This window comes from Klebsiella sp. JB_Kp004, from assembly GCF_040065795.1.
In the GTDB taxonomy this organism is placed as follows: domain Bacteria; phylum Pseudomonadota; class Gammaproteobacteria; order Enterobacterales; family Enterobacteriaceae; genus Klebsiella; species Klebsiella quasipneumoniae.
On record NZ_JBEAKW010000005.1, the window covers coordinates 115,071 to 127,232 of the forward strand.

General features: G+C 51.3%; 9 protein-coding genes. All 9 read left to right on the forward strand.

What is annotated here, in order from left to right:
• Positions 1 to 52 precede the first annotated feature (52 nt).
• The 9 genes from ABLX76_RS06660 to ABLX76_RS06700 all read left to right on the forward strand — a co-directional run bounded on the left by ABLX76_RS06660 (position 53) and on the right by ABLX76_RS06700 (position 12,161).
• The gene (locus ABLX76_RS06660; protein WP_004190632.1) at positions 53 to 736 is read left to right on the forward strand and encodes a hypothetical protein; all 684 of its coding nucleotides are present in this window, start codon (positions 53 to 55) and stop codon (positions 734 to 736) included.
• A 45-nt stretch (positions 737 to 781) separates the two neighbouring features.
• The gene (locus ABLX76_RS06665) at positions 782 to 1,213 is read left to right on the forward strand and encodes a zinc ribbon domain-containing protein (RefSeq protein ID WP_041937622.1); all 432 of its coding nucleotides are present in this window, start codon (positions 782 to 784) and stop codon (positions 1,211 to 1,213) included.
• 72 nt (positions 1,214 to 1,285) lie between these two features.
• Positions 1,286 to 4,399 carry a phage tail length tape measure family protein gene (locus ABLX76_RS06670; RefSeq protein ID WP_348874263.1) on the forward strand — a complete coding sequence of 1,038 codons (3,114 nt, stop codon included), beginning with the start codon at positions 1,286 to 1,288 and terminating at the stop codon, positions 4,397 to 4,399.
• Between the two features lie 83 nt (positions 4,400 to 4,482).
• Positions 4,483 to 4,818, forward strand: coding sequence for a hypothetical protein (locus tag ABLX76_RS06675; protein ID WP_064794701.1), 336 nt, complete (start codon positions 4,483 to 4,485; stop codon positions 4,816 to 4,818).
• A 311-nt stretch (positions 4,819 to 5,129) separates the two neighbouring features.
• Positions 5,130 to 5,594, forward strand: coding sequence for a hypothetical protein (locus ABLX76_RS06680; RefSeq protein WP_004190622.1), 465 nt, complete (start codon positions 5,130 to 5,132; stop codon positions 5,592 to 5,594).
• Positions 5,595 to 5,774: 180 nt separating this feature from the next.
• Entirely contained in the window at positions 5,775 to 6,257 is a 483-nt protein-coding gene (locus ABLX76_RS06685) for a DUF1833 family protein (protein ID WP_064794700.1), read from the forward strand.
• Between the two features lie 9 nt (positions 6,258 to 6,266).
• The gene (locus ABLX76_RS06690; protein ID WP_064794699.1) at positions 6,267 to 6,647 is read left to right on the forward strand and encodes a hypothetical protein; all 381 of its coding nucleotides are present in this window, start codon (positions 6,267 to 6,269) and stop codon (positions 6,645 to 6,647) included.
• Positions 6,644 to 9,712 (forward strand): host specificity factor TipJ family phage tail protein, encoded by a 3,069-nt coding sequence (locus ABLX76_RS06695; protein ID WP_064794698.1) that lies wholly within the window; start codon positions 6,644 to 6,646, stop codon positions 9,710 to 9,712. The genes ABLX76_RS06690 and ABLX76_RS06695 overlap by 4 nt, the downstream gene beginning before the upstream one ends.
• Positions 9,713 to 9,776: 64 nt before the next feature.
• Entirely contained in the window at positions 9,777 to 12,161 is a 2,385-nt protein-coding gene (locus ABLX76_RS06700; RefSeq protein ID WP_064794697.1) for a hypothetical protein, read from the forward strand.
• Position 12,162: the final 1 nt, after the last annotated feature.

Genomic DNA, 12,162 nt, shown 5'->3' on the forward strand with positions numbered 1-12,162 from the left:
AGCTGTCTCTATATGTTAGGATGTTTCTGATTGTAATCACAGGAAACATAAAATGAAGAAATTATTGATAGTGGCACTGGGGGCAGTGCTTTTAACTGGGTGTACAACGCCGGCTCGTAACTATGTGCCTCAAACAAAGCAAATCAGTATTCCGCCGCTAAATACAGTAACAACAACCTACGTTGGCGAGGATATGGTTAGGCAGGGAATTGATGCTAGCATTGATGCCATTCATTTCAATCAGGCTGTGGTTATAGGCTCAATCGGTGTCTATACGATCCCGGCAGGAGACTACGTAAAAATTGGAGAGGATTCAAAATCAGAGTTTTACTCTAATGTAGAAAGAACATCAGGTGCAGTTGTTCCTAACCGCTTCATGGTTAATGATCCCACACAAAGCATACAGCTCATGAAGAACGGCGAAATTTGTATTGTCACGATTTATGGTGGAACCAAGTGTGATACAGGCAAGCCATTTACGAAAGTAAAATTCCAGACCGAGCAACAATCTTCCTTCCAGCAAACTCTTATCTACAATGGGAAGGTCGGCAACAAAATTAATATTGGTTATAGAGAATTTCAAGGAGGTATGGCTCGGGCCGCTTTTTCTAATGAGGTAGAGTACGACCTTTCTGAGTCCAAAACGATACGTTATAAAGGGGCTGTGCTGGATATCATGGATGCAAATAATCAGTCAATAACCTTTAAATTGACTAGGAATTTTAATACAAATTAATAACTCCGGCCCATAATTTGGGCTGTTTTTTCATGAGGTGGGAGTGTGAGGATTCTTGGTTATCTAGCCATCTTAATAGGTGTGATCTTCGCTGTTTTTGCGCTATTTATGGATGTAACAGTATCAACAGATGATGGCTACAGAGTTAACAACCTTGGTTTAATGTCTTCACGACAAAATTACATGATATTTGGCGGATTCGTAGCGATTGCAGGAATCATCATCGTTTTGGTCGGTGAGAAGTTCAAACCATCCGCAAACTCAGTCAAATGTCCATACTGCGCAGAATTAATAAGCGCTGAAGCGGTGAAGTGCAAACATTGCGGGAGCGACGTCACCCCTTCGAAGACAATAGTTAGCGCTGACGATGCTGAGGCCAGTGATAGGTTGGCTGACGTCAATGTAAAGTTGATCGCAGGGGTTGTGCTGGCGGTCTTTGCGGCGATTATCGGCGCAATAATTTTTCACCGTCAATGAATTAAAAGCGTAACAGTTTCAAAAGCTCTAACCTCGCTTCGGCGGGGTTTTTTATTGCCCGGAGAAAGGTAAATGACTGAACAAACATCCCGCCTTGCGATCGTTCTTGATAGCTCCGGGGCAGAGAAGCAGGCTGACAGCCTTACCGTTGCGCTTGATAAGATGACTCAGTCTGGTGATAAGGCTGTAACCAGCATATTCAAAGTGACAAAAGCGACTGACGAGGAAAAAGATGCTCTCAATAAATTGCGAGCAGCTATTGATCCGGTTGGTGCAGCAATTGATACCGTCGGTCGCCGCTATAGTGAGCTGAAAAAATACTTCGATAAGGGGCTAATTGACGAGGAAGAGTTTCGTTCGCTGTCTAAGATGCTGAATGACACCACTGAGGAACTAAGTGGTGTTGCACAAGCTCAACGAGAAGCAGAAAAGGCCAGCAAACTGGCTGCTGTGCAGCAGGAGGCGCAGGCTGATGCATTCCAGAGAATGCTCGATAAAATCGACCCTCTGGCAGCTGCGCTTCGCAATCTCGAACAACAGCAAAGTGAACTCGATACCGCCTTTAAATCGGGGGCAATTAATACTTCCCAATATGATGCCTACAGCAAAAAACTTCAGGAGACTCGTCGGGAAGTCACCGGCGAAGCCCAAGCCGAGCGCGACGCTGCAAAAGCACATGATGAACAGGTAAATGCACTGCGTCGTCTTGAAGCCCAAATAGATCCCGTAGGTGAAGCATACCGCCGCCTGAACGAGCAGCAGCGCCAGCTGGATACAGCTAAAACATCCGGAATGCTGTCGCCCCTAGCTTACGATCGCCTCAACAGCAAACTTGCAGAATCCCGCGATGCCTTGGAAAAAACCCAGGCGCAATTGGGTAAAACAAGCCAATCTGCAGCTCAGACTGCCAACGCTATGCGCATGATCCCTGCTCAGATGACAGATATTGTTGTCGGTCTTTCTACCGGGCAGTCACCGTTTATGGTTCTCATGCAGCAGGGCGGTCAGCTCAAAGATATGTTCGGCGGCATTGGGCCAGCGATCAAGGGCGTTGGCACATATGTCATGGGTCTGGTTAATCCCTATAGCGTAGCAGCTGCTTCAGTTGGGTTGCTAACTTATGCTGTCTATCAGAACCGACAGGAAATTGATGCTGCGACAAAAATAGCCACAACGTCCCTTGGCGCTAATGGAGATGCTGCTGAGCGACTTGCACTCAATATGGTTGCTATATCTGATAAGACGGGTCAGACGATCGATGAAGTCGGTAGTATGTTTATAACGACTAATGACGGTGCGAGCGAAGCAATAAATAAGCTTATCGACGTTGGTTTTAGTTATGACGAGGCAAGGACAAAGGTAGCCCAATACAAGGATTCTGCTAATTTCACCGCCTTGAATGCTGATATTGATAAGCATCGACGGGAGATCCTGAAAATAGGTGATTCGTGGACAGCTGCAGCTATTGAGGTCAAAAATTATTACACAGCAGCGGATAAGGGTAGGCAAAACGTAGCGCTTGGTGGCGCAATTGACCCTACGATGAGGTTTATCGGCCAGGCATTAGATCTGCAAACCACGATGAACACACTTACCATTGAAGGTAATAAGGCGGTAAAAAATTCCGTTGACTGGATTAATAAGGAGTATCTGGCGGCAGACAGGGTTGCCGGTGCAGAAGCTCGGTTAAAGGAGGCAAGAGCACAGTCCAGAAAAATTGCTTTCTCAGGAAATAAAGAAGCAATCGAACAGGCCAATGCGCTAATTGCTGTAAGAGAAAAGGAACTTGAGCAGGCCAAAAAAGCTGGACAGCCTAAGACCCACAAAGAAAAAGCCTATACAGAGGACGCAGCAACCCGGCTGCTTGATCAGATAAACCAGCAGACTGCTGCCATGCAGTCCCAGCTGGATGCCAGTGACAAGCTTAACAGCGCGACACAGGCTCGTATCAAGTTCGAGCAGCAGATTGCTGACCTCAAATCTAAAACGCAGCTCACCGCTGACCAGAAGTCGATCCTTTCCCGTTCAGATGAAATCCTCCAGGCATATAAGCAGCAGGAGGCACTGCAAAATTCCGTAAAAACCCTGGACGATTATCGGAAGATGCAGGAACAGGTAAAGACGAAGGATGAGCGGACCAACGATCTGCTTAAAACCCGTCTTGAACTGCTGGAGAAGGCCAAAGCAACCGGGCAACTAAAACCCGGTGAATATGAAAAAACGCGGGCAGATATTTATCAAAACACCGATATGCAACTGCCCTCGACGGTTCGTAATGTTGTAGGAAACCTGACACCCACAGGAGGGCGACTCTCAGGAACTTTTGAGGGGATGCAGGGGCAAATCAACGAATATGGACAGGCTCAGCAAGAGCTCCAGCGCTGGCTGGCAGCTCAGGAGGAAGCTTATGCGAAGGCCGGTGAAATAACTGCCGAGGGTGAGGCCAGAATGACCTCTATTCGTCAGCGTGCAGCGGATGCAAATCAGGTCATAGAGGCTCAGAAAAACACCATCATATCTGCGGCCACGCAGTCCTTGTTTGATAGCACCGCTGAAATCATGCGAACGGGGTTTGGTGAGCAATCGGCAATCTACAAGGTCGCTTTTGCTGCGAGCAAGGCATTCGCTATCGCGGACTCAATGGTGAAAATCCAGCAGGCTATAGCAAGCGGTGCAGTTAGCGCGCCTTATCCGGCCAACATCATCGCTATGGCCTCAATCGCTGCGCAGACTGCCAGTATCGTCTCAAATATCCAGGCTGTTTCAGGTGTTGGCTTCGCCTCCGGCGGTTACACAGGCCCCGGTGGTAAGTATCAGCCAGCGGGTATTGTTCACAAAGGAGAGTACGTCTTCGACCAGGCATCAACGAACCGGATCGGCGTGTCTCAGCTTGAGGCACTTCGAAATGGCCAACCGCTTGATGCAACTCTGGGGCGTACAGGGTTTGGTACTGGTGTTCAGAACGTTAACAGCGATAACCGTAGGCAAACAACTGTACACGCGCCGATTAATCAGGAGTTTCATCTCCAGGGTATTACTCCGGAGCAGTTGAGCGCTACACTCAATCAGAATAATCGACAGCTTTCCAGGCAGTTAAAAGGTGAACTCACAAAGGAGGTTACCATGCCACAAGGAGCTTTTGGCAACGCTCTAAAAGGAAACTATACACGACACGGTCCTAGGTAAGCTAAACTGCATTAGCTGAGACTTGATTAGGTAGGTAAGTCTAACAATCTGAGTAGGTGCAAGAAAACACAAGGATCTTATTAATGGAAGCGTTGTTAACATTTACATTTAAAGACTTTATAGCTTTTATGATTCCTCTTTTTATTGGCGGACTTATCTTCAATAGGAGACGTAAACGTAAGGAGGTCCGAGTGAAGTTTTCATTTCTTTGGCTTGTTTTGATAGTCGGTGGAATTCTTGAAATATGCGATGATATCTACACAACTTATTCCTATAGGCATAATCACTTATATAATAATGATACGCTTACAACCGTGTTTAACTATGATTTTGCAAAAATTGTTTTTTGTGGGGGTTTGATCTTTGTTTCTATTGCGCTTCTTCTTCAGGAGTTGCTTTTAAACAAGCAGTCACATTGACGTATATTGCCTGTCGGCACATCGCCCTTTTTTATTTTGGCATGGGCTGTGCCGAAATAATTTAATGTCACATTAAAGTCAATGAAACTAATATATTGATAATGCTGCTTTTTTATTTCTTTTGGCTCTTGAAATGAGTTGATAAATATATCGCCTTGTGTGTTTGTGTCGATTTAATAAGATTTTTATCTTCGTTAATCTGAACCAAAAAATCAGAGATTTCTTCGATTCCATCGTGCTTTATTCTGAAATGAATACCCTCCTGAGGTTAATGGTGAAATTTTATTCGAGATACTTTACCGGGAGACTGCATGACTGATATCTACTACCCACATGACAGCCTCCCTATGCCATTACAGGAAGGGTACGGATTCCAGCCTGTCAGCCCGTTAAAACGAACCCAGTTAACCACCGGCCGCGCGCGGCAAAGGCGAGCTTATACGTCCACGCCGACGCAGGCCAGCATCACCTGGTTTATGGAAACCGATGCGCAGGGCCTGGCGTTTGAGTCCTGGTTCCGTGATGCGTTATCTGACGGGGCAGCGTGGTTCATGATGAAGCTGCAGACGCCGGCGGGCATTAAGTTTTACAAATGCCGCTTCACAGATATTTATCAGGGACCGGTGCTGGTGGCCCCGATTTACTGGAAGTACACGGCAACGCTTGAATTATGGGAGCGCCCCCTTGCTCCTGCCCCATGGGGTAATTACCCGGAATGGATCGTCGGCAGCTCACTGCTGGATATTGCGCTGAATAAGGAGTGGCCCAAGGCTTGATTAAAACCGTTTCACCTTCATAATCACTTGTGTCGATTTGTGGGAAAGTCCTTCATGCCGCTCCGTAGCCGGAGCGTGAAATAAAGCGCGGAATAGCGATCCTGCCGGTGAGGGTACACCCACATTCGACACCAATTTTTAAGGTCACCTTCGGGTGGCCTTTTTTATTGGGTATAAATCATGACAAGACTCAACCGCCTCTACGCCAGCAGCGGACCGGAGGTGATCATTGAAACGCTGCAGATCACCATTGGCTCTGATGTTCACTACCTTTGCCAGGGTTACGACAACATCACGGCGACGACGGAGAACGGCGATACCGTAACGTTTTCAGCCTGTGCGATAGACATTGCGCTGCCGGCGCGCAATGCGGACGGCACGCAGGACCTCAAATTTGCCTTGTGCAATATCGATGGTGTTGTGTCCACGGCGATCCGCAATGCCCTGGCTAACAGATTGCCTGCATCGCTGACGTACCGGCGTTATATCTCCACGGATTTTGCGGCCCCTGCGGAAGTGCCGTATACGCTGAAAATCAAGTCGGGCTCCTGGACGGCGACAGAGGCGCAGATTACCGCGGGTTATATGAATATCCTTGATACAGCCTGGCCACGTTACCGCTACACGCTACCTGTATTCCCCGGACTGCGTTATATCAGCTAAGGAATCCCAATGTTCAACCCTGATAAATACCGTTCTGTTAAATGGCAGAAGGGCGGTAGAGCCTACCCGCTACTTGACTGCTTCGGCATTGTGAACGAGATACGTCGCGATCTGAATTTACCCGTCTGGCCCGATTTTTCTGGGGTCACCAAAGACGACGGCGGCCTCGACCGGGAAGCGCGCAGGATGATGCTTACCCTTGAGCGCTGCGAACCCTGCGAAGGGGCCGGGGTGGCCTGTTATTCCGGGTCGACTGTCACCCACGTAGGGATCGTGGTCAGTATCGATGGTCTGCTGCATGTGGCGGAATGCAATCCGGGAACGAACGTCACCTTTCTGCCGTTGCCGCGGTTTAAGCGGCGATTTGTCAAAGTGGAGTTCTGGCAATGACCATTCGTTTTTACCCGTCCCGGCTTCCCGGTGAACCACTCGAAACGCATGAGCATGGTGTAACCAGTATTCGCAAGTGGCTGGTGGCAAATGTTGAAGGCTACGAGGATCGGGATGTCCCACCGCTGACCGTTGAGGTTGAGGGGCTGTTAATTCCGCCAGGCGAGTGGGCTAAGTGTGTGATTCGCCCTGATAGTGATGTCAGGCTTTATCCGGTTCCCTTCGGGCTGGAGGCCGCCACAATCGCGTGGATCGGCGTCGGTATCTCCGTTGCCGCTGCAGCCTATTCGTACTTTATGATGAGCAACATCGATACGGGGGGCTATACCTCATCCACAGGGCGGAGTCTCGACCTGAACCCGGCAAAGGCGAATACCGCAAAACTCGGTGATGCCATTCGTGAGGTATTTGGCCGGGTGCGTATCTACCCTGATTATGTGGTGCAGCCGGTTACCCGGTTTGATGCCGCCGATCCTACGAAAATGCGCGTCCAGATGCTGCTGTGTCTCGGTGTCGGTGATCTGATTTATACCAATGGCGATATCCGGGTAGGCAGCACTCCTGCATCGACGCTGCTTGGTTTCAGCAGCATCCATTACCCGCCAGGCGCGGACGTTTCCGGCGATGAGCGCAGTGAAAACTGGGTCAACAGTACGGAGGTCGGCGGGACATCATACGGTACCGGGCTGGATATGGCCCAGACCTCGCCGGATGCCGACGATATTATCGCAGACAGCATGACCGTATCCGGTTCGAGCGTAACGTTTACCGGGCTGGATACGGATGATGATGACGATAATGACGAGAACGAAAACGCGCTACCGCCCAGCTGGGTCGCTGGCGCCGTGGTCGAACTGAAAGCCCCGGCGAACTACCAGATCACCACGGCGGCCGGATACAGCGTTATCGCAAGCCCGCTGCTGACGGAGATCGCGCCGGTGGTTGGAATGCCGGTGACGCTGGGATTTAACTCTGTCGATTACGATCTGTTTATCGCGTCATATACCCCCGGTCAGGCTGCAGTGCCCGGCACCGGGGGGAGTGCGGCAAAAGTCCAGGCCAGTGCGGCCCCGACCACCTACGATTTTTCGACCAGCTCCAGCACGTTCACGATCACCTGGCAGGGGGTTACCTACCCGGTGTCGCTGGTGGCTAACTATGTCTCGATGTCGGGACTGCTGGCGGCCATCACCGAGGAACTCACTGGCTCCGGGCTGGTTGCACAGGACAACGGCGGCACCGTACTGATAACCGAGTCGGCCAGTCCGTTCGCGGGTGGGGCGATTACGTCCTCTTCGCTGCCTGCAGCTGTTTTCGGTGATGCTCCGGTTTACACCTCCGGTACGGCATCAACCGGCGGCAGCCCGGCGGTAACGGCGAATGTGACGCTTGCCTATAACAGCGCCACGGGAACAGCCTTTTCCGGCATGCCGGAGGGGGTGCAACGGCTTTCACTTGCTCACCGCGGGAATGAGTACCGCATTGTCTCGACCGACGGCACGACGGCGACGGTGGCGCGCCTGGTTAATGGTGCCGTTGATGAGTCATGGCAGGGATTCACCGCCAGGACGATGATCGACTATGAGGCCACTGGTCTTAACGACACGCTGAGCTGGCTTGGGCCTTTCCTCGTATGCCCTGAGAATGAAGTGGTGGATGCATTCGAGGTGAATTTCTCCTTCCCGAACGGCATCTGTGGCTTTGACAGTAAGGGCAAAAAACGGATCCGCCACGTTGAGTGGGAGATTCAGTATCGCGTCTACGGTTCCGGTTCGGGGTGGGTGAGTCACCAGGGCGAGTACGCGCTTAAAAACATCAACGGGTTAGGTTTCACTGAGCGGATCACCCTCAGTTCTCCGGGACTGGTAGAGGTTCGCTGCCGTCGGCGCAATGAGCAGGGCTCAAACAACGCCAGGGATTCGATGTACTGGCAGGCACTGCGCGGGCGACTGCTGACGCGCCCTTCATCCTATCCCGGCGTGTCGCTGATGGCAGCGACCGTTGAGACGGGGGGCAAATTGGCGGCTCAGTCGGACCGCCGCGTAAACGTTGTGGCCACGCGCGCCTATGACTCAGGAACGGCCAGAACTATCTCGGGTGCTCTGCTGCATGTCGGAAACTCGCTGGGGCTGGAGATGGATGTCGACACCATCAACGCGCTGGAGTCCGCGTACTGGACGCCACGGGGGGAAAATTTCGATTTTGCTACCGGAGACAGTATCTCAGCGCTGGAAATGCTGCAGAAGATAGCCAATGCCGGGAAGTCCCGCTTTCTGTTAAGCGATGGCCTGGCGACGGTCAACCGTGAGGGGATTAAGCCATGGACTGGCGTGATCACTCCGCATGAGATGGTGGAGGAGCTGCAGAGCGGATTTACCGTGCCCTCAGATGATGATTTTGATGGTGTCGACGTGACGTACATCAACGGGACTACCTGGGCAGAGGAGACCGTTAAATGCCGGACGCCTGATAACCCTACGCCGGTGAAAATAGAGAATTACAAACTCGATGGGGTACTGAATCAGGATCACGCCTACCAAATCGGGATGCGTCGCCTGATGAAATACCTGCAGCAGCGGGTGACGTTCCAGACCACTACCGAGCTGGACGCGCTGTGCTACAACACGGGCGATCGCATAGTGCTCACGGATGATATTCCGGGCAACAACACGATTTCCTGTCTGGTGGAGGCGATGACAACGGCTGGTGGCGTGACAACGTTCACCGTCACGGAGCCGCTGGACTGGTCTTTCGAAAATCCCCGCGCGCTGATCCGTTATCAGGATGGCTCTGCATCCGGGCTGATGGTGGCGAGCAGGGTGGGTGATTTTCAGCTGTCAGTCCCGCACCTGAGCGAGTTTGATGATCCCATGCGGGTTGACCTGTCGTCGGCAACCATCGAGCCGATCCGCCTAGTGTTCTGCGGCTCAACGCGCCATGTCTACGACGCCATTGTAGAGGAGATCGCCCCGCAGTCTGACGGAACCTGTCAGGTCACCGCTAAAGAATACCTCGAATCGTTCTACCAGTACGACGACGCCACATACCCCGGCGACGTCGCTTAACTTTTTAAAAAGCACCCATTCACCCGCCTCATTCGGCGGGTTTTTCATTTTTGGAGCACAATGTATGGCCGACAACGAAAAGCTTGGCTCGACATCACCACAGATATTGCTGAAGAACGCAACCAATCTGGATAAGTTAGTCAATGGCCGCGAATCAGAGTCATTGCCGGATCGTTTCGCTGTACTTCGCCGCACCTGGTACGGTATGGAGATGATCTTCAATCGCTTCATCACGTATATCACGGGACGTGGCGAACAGGCGGTAGGTGCCATTGGCTGGCAGGAGCTGGGAAACTGGGCGACTGGCCTCACGGTCGATAATCGCCAGCAAATCGTTTACTACAATGGCTCCTGGTACAAATACCTTGGAGAGCTTGAGCACGTCATTACCGGAGATTCTCCAGAGAATGATGGTGGAGTGTGGTCGGCTGAAAACCCAACGGGGAAATGGTCGAATATTGGTGATGCGGCTCTTCGCTCAAACCTGGGTTCAGGCGACGGCCAAAAACTGGTGGGAAAGTGCGCCACTCTGGATGCACTCAGAACCACAGAGCCGGACTATCACGGGCAGGAAATAATCCTGTTTCGTGCGGCTGCCGATGGCCCTGTGCTGAATGAGAGGCTGTATTACGATGCGACGGATACCACATCGGAAGAAAATGGATTTTCGGTATTTGTAACGCCGAACGGTGCAAGATGGAAAGCGGATGTATCCGAGGGGTATAACGTATTTCTGGCGGGGTTTTCTCCTTCAGAAAATAACCTCGCGCAGTGCATTCATAAAATAAACGCCTGGATAGTTGCTAAGGCTATCGCTGCCAACCGGATTAATGACAGGAAGGCGACCATTCTTATTCCCGGTCTGATTGATTCTGGTGGCGCTACCGTTTACACGATGACGGAAGATGTGCATTTCTGTGCTGCGCTGGTCGAGCTGGTCCCACTTACGCTTCAGTTCTGGGATTTTTCGAGTTCCGTTGACGTGCCGATACTGTGCAGCAATGAATTCGAGGGATTACGCGGCGGGATGGGTAACAGCTACAACGGGGGAGCGGCTGACCAGGGCGGCTTCGCTATCAACCCGCGCAGCTTTCTCTATATCAAAGGCGGCGGCGAGGATTATACGCCCCACGGAGTAATTCTGGGGAACCGGTCGCGCCGTCCGGATGGGACAGCCTATCTCAACGTCAGAGATACCGTTATTCGCAACGTCCGGGTGTTCAACTGCGCAGATGGACTGACATTTGGCAATTACGATACCTATGTGGTTGGTTTCGAAAACTGCAATGCCTATGCAAATACTCGTGGCCTGTCTCAGCCAACTGCAACGGCAGTGAATGCCGGTGAGCGGTGGTGGCTGAATAACTGCGTCCTGTCTAACAGCACCGAAGACAACATCTACATAAACAGCAACGGGCCGGCGATTTATTTTGACAACGTCAGTAATGATTACGCACGCCGTGATGCGTTCCGCTTTGGCCCTAATGCAGCCGGTTCTTTCCTGTTTACCAACAGCCATTTCGAAGGCTATGACGAGAAACTTATTAACCAGCCGGTCAAAGAAGGCTCTGGCGGTCAGTGTCGTTTTCTGATGATTGGTGGGTTAACGGACTCCCGGCGTACCGGCGTGACGTATCGCGGCATCAGGGATGTTATTTACGGGGCGACATATCGCGGCGTTATTGCTGAGTTTCGTGATGTGGATATGGGCGCAGGCCCCGCCGGTTACATGTGTAACAGCAAGTATGGGTCGTGGACCGGGGCCGAGAATCCTGCTGTTGTTATTATTCAGCACAAAAACAGCGACACCTATAAATGGTTGCCGGGTTATGGCTATGGTGTGGGTAAATACGCCCTGAATTCGGTGTACAAATTCACCGGAACATCGGGGGTATCTCTGCCGACGACGAAAGCCACCGCCAGTGCTGCCAGCGCTTACCACTGGACTTTCACTCAGGGAGGAGCAACAGCGGTATTTGGTGACGCAGATACGGACGGATTAATCCCGGTCAAAATCAGAATGACCTCGACTACGGACGTCCTCTATCTATATCAGGCGACCGAAATTCAGTTCCCGAGAAACACCAACTATCTGTCAGCGATGTGTGCGATTAAGTGCAAAAACGCGGTGGGTGAGGTGAAGGTGCAGGCTGCTCTCCGTCCACTGAGTAATCCTACAATAGCTGTTAGCGGGTCTGTTGTAACGCAAACTGAAACCGTTCGCGGCTCAGTGCTCGGCGATGAGATTGATGTACTGAATACGATACTGACCAAAAGTTATATCTCACTGACTAAAGATGATTTTGTCTCAACGCCACCACTCAAGGTGCCGAACTATTTTCTGGGCTCCGTGACATCTAACGCCGGATTTAAAATCTACGGGTTTACCGGGGAAATTGAGCTGGAGCTACCGGTGTACTGGTTCGATAACCTGCATCCCAATACATGAG

What these genes read in the sequence shown, in the direction of transcription:
- ABLX76_RS06660 (WP_004190632.1), top strand. Translation starts at nt 53, where the DNA reads ATGAAGAAATTATTGATAGTGGCACTGGGGGCAGTGCTTTTAACTGGG.
- ABLX76_RS06670 (WP_348874263.1), top strand. Translation starts at nt 1,286, where the DNA reads ATGACTGAACAAACATCCCGCCTTGCGATCGTTCTTGATAGCTCCGGG.
- ABLX76_RS06675 (WP_064794701.1), top strand. Translation starts at nt 4,483, where the DNA reads ATGGAAGCGTTGTTAACATTTACATTTAAAGACTTTATAGCTTTTATG.
- ABLX76_RS06680 (WP_004190622.1), top strand. Translation starts at nt 5,130, where the DNA reads ATGACTGATATCTACTACCCACATGACAGCCTCCCTATGCCATTACAG.
- ABLX76_RS06685 (WP_064794700.1), top strand. Translation starts at nt 5,775, where the DNA reads ATGACAAGACTCAACCGCCTCTACGCCAGCAGCGGACCGGAGGTGATC.
- ABLX76_RS06690 (WP_064794699.1), top strand. Translation starts at nt 6,267, where the DNA reads ATGTTCAACCCTGATAAATACCGTTCTGTTAAATGGCAGAAGGGCGGT.
- ABLX76_RS06695 (WP_064794698.1), top strand. Translation starts at nt 6,644, where the DNA reads ATGACCATTCGTTTTTACCCGTCCCGGCTTCCCGGTGAACCACTCGAA.
- ABLX76_RS06700 (WP_064794697.1), top strand. Translation starts at nt 9,777, where the DNA reads ATGGCCGACAACGAAAAGCTTGGCTCGACATCACCACAGATATTGCTG.